Below are 13,599 nucleotides of genomic sequence, written 5' to 3' on the forward strand. Positions count from 1 at the left end.
CCGCACGAAATTACTTCGCTGTCGTCGCTATCGCCGCAACTCTGCTCTGGCTAACATAACTGTCCACGCGACCTAGGGGGCTGACACCTCGCTCTCCGGTGCCCGGACAGTTCGAGAACTTATCAACTGCTGATCGAGCGCGGAGATAGGCGCGGGCGCGCCGACGTGCTCTCAGCTCGGTTTCGTGCCGTGTCCGCCTCTACTTGCAATCGTGGTCGGGCTGGTGGGGCAACAGGCATTCTGCGAACATTTTCTACGCAGCACTCAAATTTAGACGTGACCGCTCCATTGTCCTGCATCCCGAACTTGCCGTTATCCATCGCCTGCCGTAGTTGTCGGCAATGCTGTCGTTTATCCTCCGCAGGCTGTGGCTAGCCGCGCTGGTGTGCCTCACCGTCCTGGTCGTCAGCTTCATGCTGACACGCCTGTCCGGCGATCTCGCCGCGTCGATCGCAGGACCAAACGCCACGGCCGCGGATATTGCGATCATTACGAAAAACTATGGCCTCGACCGGCCGCTGGTGGTGCAGTTTCTCGATTGGGCCGGCCACGCCGCCGAGGGCGACCTCGGCCGGTCCTACCTCTTCCACGCCCCAGTCTCGGAACTGATCCGCGACCGGCTTCCGGTGACGCTGACCCTTGGCCTAACCGGACTGACCATCGCGCTGCTGATCGCTCTGCCGTTGGGGATACTGGCCGCGGTATGGGAGGGCTCGGTGATCGACCGCGGGATCATGTTGGTGGCGCTTCTCGGGCAGGCGATGCCGGGCTTCTGGCTGGGACTGATACTGATCGTCGTGTTCGGTCTGAACCTGCAATGGTTGCCGATATCGGGCGTCGAGACGTGGCAGGGCTACATCATGCCGGGGTTCGTGCTGGCCTTCTCCGCAATCCCTGCAGTGATGCGCCTCACCCGGTCCGGAATGATCGAGGCGCTCTCCGCGGATTACATCCGCGCCGCGCGCGCCAAGGGCCTGAGCTGGTCGACGATTGTTCTCAAGCATGCCCTGCGCAATGCAGCGATGCCGGTGGTCTCGATCGCAGCGGTGCAGCTCGGTTTCATGCTGGGCGGCTCCGTCGTGACGGAGTCGGTGTTCGCGCTGCCGGGAGTCGGCTACCTCGCCTGGGAATCGATCACCAAGAACGACTTTCCGGTGGTTCAGGCCGTCGTGCTGTTCCTTGCCATCATCTATATCGCACTCACCCTGTTGGCGGACATGATGAATGCGCTGCTCGACCCGAGGTTACGGGCGTGAAAACGGCTCACGACTCACAAGCCTTGTCGAGCCGGTGGCGGCTGCCCGCATTTGGCGATCTCGCCACGGTGCTCGGGGCGGCGATCGTCGCCACCGCCTTCGTGGTCGCGATCTTTGCGCCCTATTTGACACCGCATGATCCCTTCGCGCAGGATCTGAACATGCGCCTCATTCCTCCGATATGGATGGAGGGCAGCCAACCGACGCATCTCCTGGGCACCGACCAGATCGGCCGCGACTACCTGTCGCGGCTGATCTACGGCGCGCGCATCTCGCTTCTGATCGGGGTACTGACCGTGGTCACGTCAGGCATCATCGGCACCACGCTTGGCATCCTCGGCGGGTTCTATGGCGGGCGGACCGATGCCGTCATGATGTTCCTGATCACCTGCCGCCTTTCCATCCCTCTGATCCTGGTGGCGTTGACGGTAGTGGCGTTGGTCGGCAGCTCGCTTGCGGTGGTTATTTTAACGCTCGGGCTGCTGCTGTGGGAACGGTTTGCGGTGGTGGCGCGCACCACCACCATGCAGGTGCGCAACCTCGACTACATTGCCGCCGCCCAGGCTGCCGGCGCGTCGCGCGCACACATCCTGTTGCGTGAGGTGCTTCCCAACATCGCCAACCACCTGGTGGTGGTGGCGACGCTGGAAATGGCGCTCGCGATCTTGCTCGAAGCGGCCTTGTCATTCCTCGGGCTCGGCGTTCCCCAGCCGTTGCCTAGCTGGGGGCTGATGATCGCCGAAGCCAAGGAGTACATGTTCTTCAGCCCATGGGTGATCGTGACCCCCGGCGTTGCGCTGTTCGTTCTGGTGCTCGGCATCAACCTGCTGGGCGACGGACTGCGCGACATGCTGCGTGCGGACCTGCGACAATGGCGCTCGTGATGCGAGACGCAGTGCTCAGCATCGCCAATCTGCGCGTGTCGTTTCCGCGGATGGAGGCAGTGCGGGGTGTATCGCTGACGCTTAGGCGCGGCGAAACGCACTGCGTCGTCGGCGAGTCGGGTTGCGGCAAATCCATTTCGGCCTTGTCGGTGATGAACCTGTTGCCACGTGGCGCCATCCGCAGCGCCGATCACATCCGCTTTCGCGAGCACGACCTGCTCGGGATGTCGGAACGGCAGATGGCACGCCTGCGCGGCGACAAGATTGCGATGATCTTCCAGGAGCCGATGACGAGCCTGAACCCGGCCTATACCATCGGTTCGCAAATGGCCGAGGTCTTCGAGCGCCATCGGCGAGCGACGCGGCGCCAAGCCCTGGATCGGGCGGCCGAATTGCTGGCGCGCGTCGGCATCACGGCGCCGGGAATGCGTCTCGCCCAATATCCGCATCAGCTCTCCGGTGGTCTGCGCCAGCGCATGATGATCGCGATGGCCCTGATGTGCGGCCCGGAATTGCTGATCGCCGACGAGCCCACCACCGCGCTCGACGTCACGGTGCAGGCACAGATCCTGCGCTTGCTGCAACAGCTGCAGGAGGAATTGGGCCTGGCTCTGCTGCTGATCACCCATGATCTCGGGATCGTGGCGCGGATGGCACAGCGCGTCTCGGTGATGTATGCAGGCGAAATGGTCGAGAGCGGTCCCGTCCGAGAGATTTTCAAGGCGCCGACGCACCCCTACACACGAGGTCTGTTGGACTGCATCCCCGTGCCCGGCATGACCAAGGCTGGCGAGCCCTTGGGCAGCATTCCAGGCGTGGTCCCTCGCATAGCGCCGGGCTTTTCGGGTTGCGGCTTTCGCGACCGCTGCACGCTGGCTACGGCCGAATGCGCCCAGACCTTACGCTTGCGCGATGTAGGCGCCGATCACTTCTATCGCTGCCGACTGCCGCCGAACTGGAAGCGGAACGCCGTGGCATGACCTTCGCGATTGAAGTCCGCAATGTCTATAAGGAATTCCAGCAGAGGGGCGGCCTCGGGCGTGCGCGTAGCGCGGTGCGCGCCGTGGACGGAGTGACCTTCTCGCTTGCCACAGGCGACGTGCTGGGCGTGGTTGGTGAATCCGGTTGCGGCAAGTCGACGCTTGCCCGCCTGATCATGGGCCTGTTGCCGCCAACCGCAGGCGAGGTCCTGATCGATGGGCGCAGCCTCGGCGCCATGGATCGGCGCGAACGCGCCCGCCTGATCCAGCCCGTGTTCCAGGACCCGTTCTCCTCGCTCAACCCGCGCCAGCGCGTTCGCGACATTGTCGACCTGCCGCTGGCCTCGCAAGGCGACCTGCCGAAGCCGCGGCGGACCGACCGCGTCATGGAGATGCTTGCGCGCGTCGGCATCTCCAGCGAGATGGCCGAACGACTGCCCGGGCAACTCTCCGGCGGCCAGCGGCAGCGCGTCGCCATCGCGCGCGCGCTGGTGCTGCTTCCGCGCATCGTGGTGTGCGACGAGCCGACCAGCGCGCTCGATATGTCGGTACAGGCGCAGATCCTCAACCTGCTCGCGAAGCTGCGGCGCGAGCTTGGGCTGACCTATCTCTTCATCAGCCACAATCTCGCGGTGGTCGAGCATATTGCGACCGAGGTGGCGGTGATGTATCTCGGCCGGATCGTCGAGCACGCACCGACGCAAGACCTATTCCGCCGGCCGATGCACCCCTATACCCGGGCACTGCTGGCCTCGGTGCTGACGCCCGATCCGGCGCTGGGCGTCCCGGAGGTGGGGCTCGGCGACGCCTACCCGGATCCGACCAACATACCCTCGGGCTGTCGTTTCCACCCGCGCTGCCCGAAGGCATTTTCGGAATGCCCGGGAACGGCTCCGGACAACATCCGCAAGGACGGACGTCTCGTCGAATGTCTGCTGGCGGTTGCGGACCTATCCGGCGAGACGGTCCGATGGCCTATTTCCAGCTCGACAGATAGAAGCGCGGCAGATCGTCCTTAGAGCTCTCGAAGACCAGGTGCTTTGAAAAGGCGACGTAGCGGACGGCGCTGAACAGGGGCACGAAATCGGCACGCTCGGTGGCGAGCCTGATCGCCTCGCTATAGGCTTGGCGGCGCACTTCCGGATCGAGGGTGGCTCCGGCCTTTTTCAGGAGCTCCTGCACCTCGGGATCGCGCGCGTAGTCGTCCAGTCCTCCGCCGAGGAAATAGGGCATGAAGGCGGAAATGTCGTTGATGGAATTGCTGCCCCAACTGCCACAGTAGAGCGGCGCCTCGCCTGCCTCTGCTTTCTGGATCGCAGCGCCGATCTGGAGCTGCTGGATCCGCAGGTTGATGCCGACGGCCTTGAGATAGTTTTGCAATGCAGCGTTGATCTGCGGCGTGTTATAGGAGATCAGCTCGGTGTCGAAGCCGTTCGGATAGCCCGCCTCGGCCAGAAGCTGCTTCGCCCTGGCCGGATCGTAGGGATATTTGACGGCCGCCGAGACGTCGCAGCCGAACTGGCTCGGAAAGCACGGCGAGTCGATGACCTGGGAATCGCCCTGGATCAGCTGCTTGGCCATGGTTTGGCGGTCGATGGCCGAGATGATCGCCTGCCGGACCTTCAGCTTGGTCAGCGGATTGCCAGCGCCGGTGCGGCCGGCCGCGTCGATGGTCATGAAATGGACCCGCATGGTCCCGAACCGGAGCGCTTCCAGATTTGGCATCTTGGCGATGTTGGCGAACTGGTCCGCATTGTAGCCCCAGATCCAATCGGCCTTGCCGCCGAGGAGTTCGGTCATTTCGGTCGTGGCGTCCGGCACCTGGTGGATCTTGATGAAGCGAATGGCGGGCCGCCCCTTGGGGCTGCCGGCGTAATGACCGTCATACCGCTCCATGTCGATTTGAGTGGTGCCGTCGACCTTGGTGATCTTGTAGGGGCCGGTGCCGATCGGAGCGCGGGAGAAGCCGTCGGGGCCGAGCTTCTCGCGATAGGCCTTCGGCCAGATCGGCGTCACCATGGCCAGGTATTCCAACACGGCCGGCGACACGCCGGTCAGCTTGATGCGCACCCGAAAGCCGTCGAGCTTCTCGGCGCCGGCGAGGGATGAGTAGTACGCGGGGATAGCCACCCGCTTGTCGCGGATGATGGTATTGATCGTGTACACCACGTCATCGGCGGTAAACGGGTCGCCGTTCTGGAACGTGACGCCTTGGCGGAGGGTGAAGTCGATCGTGGTCGGATCGATCTGCTGCCACGAGGTGGCCAGAGCAGGTTTGATCTCCATAGTCACGGGGTCGCGATAGACCAGGCAGTCGAAAGCCTGGAACGCTACGACCATCCCGGTGCGCTGCGAATTGTAGTATGGGTCGATGTCAGGAATGGCATCGCGCCATGTGATGCGCAGCGTGTCAGCCGATTTCTGCGCAAACGCCGGGGCGACCGTGGCGAGTGCCATGCAGACGGCCGGTACCGCGTTCCGAAGCCAGATATCCAATCGCATTTGTCCAGACCCTATCCAAAAACCAAGTGTTGAGGAAACTCCACCTCGATAGCAGAAGCAACACGCGCCTATGCACTGGATGCAAGTTGGTGCCGCAGCCCCCCGATCTTCAAGGACCGGTGACGGGACCGAATTGGGGTTCTTGGCCGGTCTCACTTGACTTCCCGGTACCGGGTTGTGTTCTATTGGGTACGTACAATCTGCCCGTGTGAGGGGGGTCACATGCCGCACCCGAAGCTGAGGAAGATCTGGTCATACCTGCCGGCTTGGGGCGCACTGTTGCTGGGTTTCGGAGCAGTCGTTGGCGATGCTCGGGCGGACAGGCCGGAGCTCCGGTCGTCCGGGGCAGCGGCAGAACCGTCGAGCCGGTCCGCTTCAAGGTCAGACGAAGTCGCCATCATGATCGACAGCGAGAAGATTTTCATCTCGCAAGACGGCCGCACATTCGAAGAATTGCACTTGGGCGACACCCCCGAGGCTGCACATTTGAAGAAGCTTTTGCGGGATGAGGCTGACGGACGGTCGGTATCCGTTCCCGTCGGCTCCATGATCGTCGCGAGCGGCGGCGGAAGCGGCAAAGGCGCGAAGCCCAAGAACTCCCGGGCAACGAGCAGTACAGGAAACGGCAAATGATCCCATTGCCACGGCAATGCGACCTTGGTCGCTAGGATCGCGGTCGCCGTGCAGCAGCCGCATCTCAACGGCTTGGCTAGTAGCCTCCAGGGCCCTGTTCTCAAATCGTTTAAGCGCGGAACGCATCGGACAACCACGCCGGAAGAGACCCTGGCCCGCGTTGCGCCCGCAGCGCGGCGGATCGGGATCACCCGTGTAGGCAATGTGACGGGACTGGATCGAATTGGAATTCCGGTCACCGTTGCCGTTCGCCCGAACTCGCGGTCATTTTCGGTCTCGCAAGGCAAGGGTCTCGATCTTTCCCAGGCGCTCGCCTCCGCCATGATGGAAGCGATCGAGCTGTTTCACGGAGAGGACCTCACGGAGCGCACGGTCGTCGCGAGCTTCCGTCAGCTCTCAGAGGAGGCCCGCGTGATATCCCCCGCCTCGCTTTGCGGCACCGGCGTCCCCTTTCCCGATCGAACCGAGATCGCCTGGATAGGGGGCTACGATCTGCTTCTTCGCGAACCCTGCTGGGTGCCTTGGGAAGTGGTGCATACCGACTACACGCTGCCGACCAGTCACAGCGGCGAGCATTTTCTTTCCGGCACCAATGGACTAGCTGCCGGCAATCATCTTGCCGAAGCGATCTGCTCCGCTATTTGCGAACTCGTCGAGCGCGACGCCGTTGCGGGCTGGCACGCGCAGGACATCCGCGCGCGCTCGCGCTGCCGATTGGATGTCGGCTCCATCGCCGATGAAGATTGCCGGAGGCTGCTCGATCAATACGAACGCGCGCGCATTGCGCCGCGGCTTTGGGACGTCACGTCCGATATCGGAATTCCCGCATTCATTTGTGACATTCCTGCTGCGATCGACGAACCATCCGAAGACTTGAGACGATTTCGAGGAGCTGGCTGCCACCCCAACCGCGCCATTGCGCTCGCCCGGGCAATGACCGAGGCCGCACAGACCCGGCTCACCTATATCGCCGGCATTCGGGACGATCTTTTAGACTACACGGAATCGGCAAAGGATAAATTGGGTGCAGCCTTGCTGGACGCCCTGTCGCGGGCTGCCGAGGCGCGCGCGTTTGCCGACCTGCCGAATTTCGATAGCGATGACGTAACGGCCGATCTGCGATGGGCGCTAGAGCGATTGCGCACCGTCGGTGTGGAGCGGGCGATCGCGGTCGATTTGACGCGCCCAGACTTCGGCATCCCCGTCGTGAGGATGGTGATCCCCGGCCTCGAATGGGATTGCACCCATCCCCGCTATGTCCCGGGCTTTCGGGCGCGACGCGCTGGCGGTGACGTCGAATGACCGCCATCGTTTTTGCCGGCCCGTCATTTCCGCCATACATGCGCCCAGACATCGCTGGCTTTGAATGGCGGCCCCCCCTGCAGCGCGGCGACCTGTATTTGGCCGCGCTGGACCAACCGGCGCTAATCGGCGTCATAGATGGCTATTTCGAAACCGTCCCGACTGTCTGGCACAAGGAAATCCTGTGGGCCATGTCGCAGGGCATCCATGTGTACGGCGCCGCCAGCATTGGCGCGCTGCGGGCCGCGGAGCTCGCCGATTTCGGCATGAAGGGCGTCGGCCACATCTATCGGCAGTACCGCACCGGCGAATTGACCGATGACGACGAAGTCGCGGTTCTGCACGGGCCCGCCGAGGTCGACTATGTCCAGGTCACCGAGGCTATGGTGAATGTGCGCGCCACCCTCGAGCATGCGCTCCAGTCAGGTATCGTGGAGCCGGACGTCGCATCCGCGCTGGTCGAGGTCGCCAAGTCGCTGTTCTACAAGGACAGGACCTATGAGGCGATCGTGAAGGCTGCAACCGCGCGCAGGCTTGCGTCGGACGCGCTCGATCGCTTCGCTGCCTGGCTTCCTCGCGGACAACTCGATCAAAAACGGATCGACGCGGAAGAGATGCTTCACGCCATGATGGCCCATCTCGAACGCGGCGTGCCCCCCCTTGAGGTATGCTACCAGGTCGCCCACACGTTCGCTTGGGAGGAAGCCCGCCAACTGATCGAGCGGGCAACCGGTCGCACATTGCACACGCGGCCCTGAGCTGGGCTTTACACCCTCCAAGCCGTTCCGGTCACGGCTGCCCTGTCAAGAACCCGAGGGCGCTCAAGCAATCTACCTTCTTTGCGACAACCTCGGACTTGAGCAGGCCGAGCACGTTAATGTCTTGACCATCGAGCTGGAGTTCAATTGACAGGCTCGGCATGGTATCCGCCAGCACCTTGTACGTGAACGTCGTGACCATGTCTTCCCATGGGTTAGTCGACCCACTGAAAATGACGAATTCCCTGCTGCGGTACACTTTCCTGATCGCATCATTTACTGCGTTGAAATTGCCTGCCTTAGCCAGAGTCCTCAGTCGGCGCAGGCTAACTCGGATGTCGGGATTTTTTTGTCTGTTGTTGTATTGCCTGCCGAAGTCTACCCATCGCCGCATACTCTTCTCAAATCGCCCCGAATCCCAGGATGCATTGATAAAAGCATCCTCGAAGCATGCACTTTGCGGTGGACCACTCACCTTACGTCGCGGGTGGGCCCTCCTCACCCCATCCGCATTCGTGTCGGCGACCAAGGCGTGACCGAGTTCGTGAGCAATTCCGGCGAGAACCGTCAGTTCCGGATCAGCAGGAGCGGCCGATCGCAAGCCCACCAGCCCCGCTCCCATCCCTTCGCCTCCGGGTTGCAGGCCCAGAAGCATGGCAACGGTCGCGTTCTCGCCCTCGGCGACCGACTGTTTCATCTCAAGCTCGGACTTAGAGACGGCCAGGTAAACGCCTTTACCCGGCGGGCGGTCCGGACCTTCCCAGAAGCCCCAACCCATCGGGCCTTCCATGCTGAAACCGGTCACAAACATCTGCGTCAATCGACACAGCTTACCCTTCATGTAGTCTGGCGCCCGGCTATACGCCCTTGCCAGCATGTCCCGTTGCTGATCGCTCACCGTGCCCTCGCAGGTCGGGGGCCGGTACCGGCTACGGGTAATCGCCCTCCCCGGATAATACGAGGTGTAGCAGGCCTTCGCTGCAAACTTCTTGCCGTCGGGGTCGCTCTCACACGTCCCTTGGAAAAAACTGACCGGGGGGTCGGTCAGCTTACGCTTTTCGGCGGCCTGCACCGAACAGGCGGCCATCATCAGAACGACGAAAGGAAACAACGCGCTCGACTTCATCGCTACGCCTCCAATCCTCCTCGGCGGGACCGGTGACATTGCCGGCCTAACGCTCGGATATGTTCTGGGGACAGCCGATGGCCACGCATTCGTGGAATAAGCCGCCCTGCCCTAACGCCTATTCAACAACCACGCCGAGCGGGAGTACAAGTCTAATTTGCTCGTGCTGGCCGCTCGGCTCGTCGCCTGCCGGCATAACCGGCCGCTCCGGCTTGCAATTCACACCACCCTCGCGCCATAAAGCGCGGTTACGTTCTGTAACTGAGTGAAAGGTTGCGTGGGTAACCAAGCCCGTGCCAGCCCTCATTTTCGTCCAGCGACGTATTTTATTATGACAATAATGCTTTCGAGTTTATCTGCGACAGGGGAAAGTCGCACCACAGAGCCGATCTTGCTGCGGGTGGGCGCAGAACGACGGCTGTGCTATCTTAATCCGCTAGAGTAAGGTGTGGTATGGAGTGCCCTAACTGCCGCGCAGACGTCTCAGAACTCGCCAGGTTCTGCAGTCAGTGTGGATCGGCATTGGTGCTCAGCTGTCCTTCCTGCGGCAACAGCGAAGCGCCCGGCGCGAAGTTTTGTGGCAAATGCGGCACGAGCCTCACGGGCTCGGGCGGGGTCATTCGAAGTCCCGAACGAACGCCGGCGATGCCCCGTGCCGCGCTTGCCGAGCGCAGCCACCTCACTGTCATGTTCTGCGATCTTGTCGGCTCGACAGCGTTGTCTGTCCATCTCGACGTCGAAGACTTTCATGAAGTAATCGGCGCGTACCAGAAGCGCGTTGCAGAGATCGTGCCCAGGTTCGGCGGCTTTGTCGCCCGCCGCGTGGGTGACGGTGTTCTCATCTATTTCGGTTACCCGGACGCCCACGAAGACGACCCCGAGCAGGCCGTGCGGGCCGGCCTGGCTTTGATCGAAGGCATCGGACGATTGGAGGGCTCCGAGCCGCTTCAGATCCGGCTCGGCATCGCCACCGGACTCGTGGTCGTAGGCGACCTGATCGGACCAGGAAACGACAAGGATGTTCTGGGCGAGGTGCCAAATCTCGCCGCCCGGCTGCTTGCTTTGGCGGAGCCAAACACAATTATAATTGCCGATGGCACGCGCCGACAAGTCGGGTCGGTCTTTGCGCTGGAGGATATTGGATTCAATGACCTCAAGGGCTTTAGAGAGCCTCAACGCGCTTGGCGGGTGCTGGGCGAGAACCGCTTCAAGAGTCGTTTCGAGGCGCTGCGTTCCGCCGAGACACCGTTCGTCGATCGCCAAGAGGAGACCGAGCTTTTGCTCCGCCGCTGGGCACAGGCAAGAGCCGGCGAAGGACGCGTCATCCTGTTCTCCGGCGAAGCCGGCATCGGCAAATCACGCCTGACGGTGGCACTCAGGGATTCGCTTGATGTGGAGCAATACATCGAATTGCACTATTTCTGCTCGCCTCACCATCAGGACAGCGCTTTGTTCCCGGTCATCAATCTGCTTGAGCGGGCAGCCGGGTTCGGTCGGGAAGACACGCCCGCGGTAAAGCTGGACAAGCTGGAAGCGCTAATGGCTGAAACTTCTGCGGCCGAGCGGGACGTGGCGCTCCTGGCTGAACTCTTGCTATTGCCCACCGAACGCTATGCCGCTGTGGAGCACAACCCGCGACGTAGGAGGGAGGAAACTTTTGAAGCGCTACAGCGGCAGCTCACCGCGTTGCCGCAGAAAAAACCAGTGTTGATGATCTTTGAAGACCTGCACTGGATTGATCCGACCACCCAGGAGCTGCTCGATCTCTTCATCCGTCGGATCGAGCGCATGCGCGTCATGCTGATCGCAACTTTTCGCCCCGACTTTGTCGCGCCATGGGCAGATCAGCCGCACGTTACCATGCTGACGCTCAATCGTCTGAACCGATACGACAGCGAAGCCTTGGTTCGACAGCTCGCTGCGAAGGCGAAGTCATTGCCGAGCGACCTGATCGGAGAAATCGTCGAACGCGGTGACGGCGTGCCATTGTTCCTGGAGGAGGTAACCAAGACCGTGGTGGAAGCCGGCCCGGCTCGGCGGGCCGGATCGTCGACGTCGCACATGCCGCTCTCCGTCCCGCCGACCCTGCACGCCTCCTTGATGGCGAGGCTTGACCGGATCGGTCCCGCGGCCAAGGAGATCGCGCAGATTGGCGCAACGATTGGCCGAGAATTTTCCTACGAGCTTGCGGCCAAAGTTGCCGAGCGGCCTGAGGTGGAGATCAAGGAGACGCTCGGCCGGCTGGTCGAGGCCGGCCTCATTTTCCAGCGCGGCGAGCTGCCGCGGTCGAACTTTCTGTTCAAGCACGGCCTGCTGCAGGATGCAGCTTACAGCACGCTGTTGCGCGACCGCCGCCGAAGCCTGCATGCCCGCATTGCAGAAGCGATCGAGGATATCTTTCCGGAGATTGTCGAGAGCCAGCCGGAAGTAGTGGCGCGCCACCGCACCGAAGCTGGCTTGAGGAAGCAGGCCGCGATCTATTGGCAGCGCGCCGGCGAGCTGGCTTTGCGCCGTTCGGCCGGCAGCGAGGCGCTGAAGCACTTTTCCAACGCATTGCGGCTTCTGGAGGAGATGTCTGATTCGGCGGAGCGCTGGCAGCAGGAGCTCGACATCCGGCTTGGGCTCGGGACCGCCCTGATTATCGCGCGCGGTTTTCGTTCGGCGGGGCACGAGATCGTCGATCACTATGCCCGAGCCGTTACGCTCGGTCGCGGACTGGGCGATGACAAGAAGCTCTTCCGAGCGATGTGGGGGAACTGGTACACGAACCTGATTACCGGGCGGACCGAGCAGGCGCTTGGAATGGCCAACGAGGTCGTCGAGGTGGCCGAACGGCTCGCTGATCCCGATCTGATGCTTGAGGCCTATCATTCGCGCTGGGCGAACTCCCACGTGCTCGGCCTCAATTCGATCACCCTTGCCGACACCGAGCGTGGCATCGCGCTGTACAATCCCGAGCGTCATCACGCGCATGCTTACGATTATGGTGGTCACGATACGGGTGTGTGCGCCTATGCGCACAACGCCATCACGCTCTGGGTCACCGGGTTTGCGGGCAAGGCGATGCAAATGTCGGTTGCTGCGCTCGAACTCGGGAAGCGGCTCGGCCATCCTCCGAGCCTGGCCCATGCGGCATGGTGGTCAGCGGCGCTTCGACAAATGCTTCGTGCCCCGGAGCCGTGCCGCGAATATGCCGAGCTGACGATACGCATCGGCCGCGACCAAGGGAGCAACATGTTCGTGGTGTGCCCGCTCCTTCTGGGCTGGACCGTGTTTCAATCCGGGCAGGTGTCGGAGGGTCTGGAGCGCATGGAGGATGCCGTCGAGGCCACACGGCAGTCGGTGCGACGCTTCTATTACGAGTATGAGCTCCTGGTGTTCGCGGAAGCCCTGCTGAAGGCCGGCGAAGTCGACCGCGCGCAGCAAGTTGTCCAGGAGGCACTCGACGTCATCACGACCAGCCGCAACCGCCTGTTCGAGGCGGAAGCGCATCGTCTGGCGGGTGCATGCCTCGCGGCTCGCGGCGGCGAAGCAACCGCGGAGGCCGCACAACGGTTATTGCAGGCCATCCAAACTGCCGATCGGCAAGGGGCGCTGGCGTTCAAGCTCCGCGCCGCTACAGATCTTGCCCGTCTGTGGCAAGACAAGGAGCGGCGCGGTGAGGCGCGCGACCTTCTCCGGCAGATCTATGGTCAGTTCACGGAGGGATTCGATACCCCCGATCTCAGCGATGCCAAGATGCTCCTGGACGAGCTGGACGTCAAAGGCATACCGGGCCACTAAGAGCAATGCGTCCAGGCCAAGCTGCTTCTCGGCGATTGTCTTTTTAGAATTTAGGAACTCCGGAGGTAACAGATCGTAGCGAAGCCTCCAGTTCCCCAGCCAGTCTCGCTGATCTGACCAATCGCTTGGTCCGAAGGGGCTTTTCGCCGCAGACGATGGCCGCCAAACGCGATCTTGGACCACACTCGTGGACCATACAAGCGCCTACAATTCACCTCTCAGAACTAGTCTCGCCCTGCCGCCCACCTGCCGGCGCGGATGGGCGCAGCATGTTTCTAGATTTTTGATCTCGCGGTGCACACATCGTGCACACGCCGCCTTCTAACCAATTGAAAAACTTCAACTCTCGCTCCGATCCATCATGGGCAAGTTTAA

Annotated in this window: 10 protein-coding genes and 1 pseudogene; 9 read left to right on the forward strand and 2 right to left on the reverse strand. The window is 62.3% G+C overall.

What is annotated here, in order from left to right:
* Positions 1–341 precede the first annotated feature (341 nt).
* The 4 genes from AC5ZGW_RS39560 to AC5ZGW_RS39575 all read left to right on the forward strand — a co-directional run bounded on the left by AC5ZGW_RS39560 (position 342) and on the right by AC5ZGW_RS39575 (position 4,139).
* Positions 342–1,256, forward strand: a complete 915-nt coding sequence (locus AC5ZGW_RS39560; protein ID WP_130228658.1) for an ABC transporter permease — start codon at positions 342–344, stop codon at positions 1,254–1,256.
* 68 nt (positions 1,257–1,324) lie between these two features.
* Positions 1,325–2,140 carry an ABC transporter permease gene (locus tag AC5ZGW_RS39565; RefSeq protein WP_245474949.1) on the forward strand — a complete coding sequence of 272 codons (816 nt, stop codon included), beginning with the start codon at positions 1,325–1,327 and terminating at the stop codon, positions 2,138–2,140.
* Positions 2,140–3,120, forward strand: a complete 981-nt coding sequence (locus tag AC5ZGW_RS39570; RefSeq protein ID WP_130228656.1) for an ABC transporter ATP-binding protein — start codon at positions 2,140–2,142, stop codon at positions 3,118–3,120. The genes AC5ZGW_RS39565 and AC5ZGW_RS39570 overlap by 1 nt, the downstream gene beginning before the upstream one ends.
* Positions 3,117–4,139 (forward strand): ABC transporter ATP-binding protein, encoded by a 1,023-nt coding sequence (locus AC5ZGW_RS39575; protein WP_130228655.1) that lies wholly within the window; start codon positions 3,117–3,119, stop codon positions 4,137–4,139. The genes AC5ZGW_RS39570 and AC5ZGW_RS39575 overlap by 4 nt, the downstream gene beginning before the upstream one ends.
* Here the strand turns inward: AC5ZGW_RS39575 and AC5ZGW_RS39580 are convergent.
* Positions 4,096–5,616 carry an ABC transporter substrate-binding protein gene (locus AC5ZGW_RS39580; protein ID WP_165435445.1) on the reverse strand — a complete coding sequence of 507 codons (1,521 nt, stop codon included), beginning with the start codon at positions 5,614–5,616 and terminating at the stop codon, positions 4,096–4,098. The two genes, AC5ZGW_RS39575 and AC5ZGW_RS39580, sit on opposite strands and share 44 nt — an antisense overlap.
* 405 nt (positions 5,617–6,021) lie before the next feature.
* On the opposite strand from AC5ZGW_RS39580, the gene AC5ZGW_RS39585 reads away from it, so the two are divergent.
* Genes AC5ZGW_RS39585 through AC5ZGW_RS39595 form a run of 3 tightly spaced genes read left to right on the forward strand, consistent with a single transcriptional unit; the run spans position 6,022 to position 8,315 of the window.
* Positions 6,022–6,255: a hypothetical protein gene (locus AC5ZGW_RS39585; protein WP_130228653.1), complete on the forward strand. Its 234-nt coding sequence runs from the start codon at positions 6,022–6,024 to the stop codon at positions 6,253–6,255.
* 24 nt (positions 6,256–6,279) lie between these two features.
* Positions 6,280–7,557 (forward strand): YcaO-like family protein, encoded by a 1,278-nt coding sequence (locus AC5ZGW_RS39590; protein WP_130228652.1) that lies wholly within the window; start codon positions 6,280–6,282, stop codon positions 7,555–7,557.
* The gene (locus tag AC5ZGW_RS39595; protein ID WP_130228651.1) at positions 7,554–8,315 is read left to right on the forward strand and encodes a TfuA-like protein; all 762 of its coding nucleotides are present in this window, start codon (positions 7,554–7,556) and stop codon (positions 8,313–8,315) included. The genes AC5ZGW_RS39590 and AC5ZGW_RS39595 overlap by 4 nt, the downstream gene beginning before the upstream one ends.
* 31 nt (positions 8,316–8,346) lie before the next feature.
* Here AC5ZGW_RS39595 and AC5ZGW_RS39600 read toward each other — a convergent pair whose 3' ends face one another.
* Positions 8,347–9,441: a hypothetical protein gene (locus tag AC5ZGW_RS39600; RefSeq protein ID WP_130228650.1), complete on the reverse strand. Its 1,095-nt coding sequence runs from the start codon at positions 9,439–9,441 to the stop codon at positions 8,347–8,349.
* A 453-nt stretch (positions 9,442–9,894) separates the two neighbouring features.
* Here AC5ZGW_RS39600 and AC5ZGW_RS39605 point away from each other — a divergent pair.
* Together AC5ZGW_RS39605 and AC5ZGW_RS39610 are read left to right on the forward strand one after the other, a co-directional pair.
* Positions 9,895–10,020, forward strand: a pseudogene (locus tag AC5ZGW_RS39605) (double zinc ribbon domain-containing protein); the annotation flags it as partial.
* Positions 10,021–10,086: 66 nt separating this feature from the next.
* Entirely contained in the window at positions 10,087–13,224 is a 3,138-nt protein-coding gene (locus AC5ZGW_RS39610; protein ID WP_245474948.1) for an ATP-binding protein, read from the forward strand.
* Positions 13,225–13,599 lie beyond the last annotated feature (375 nt).

The organism is Bradyrhizobium sp. Crot121, from assembly GCF_059512385.1.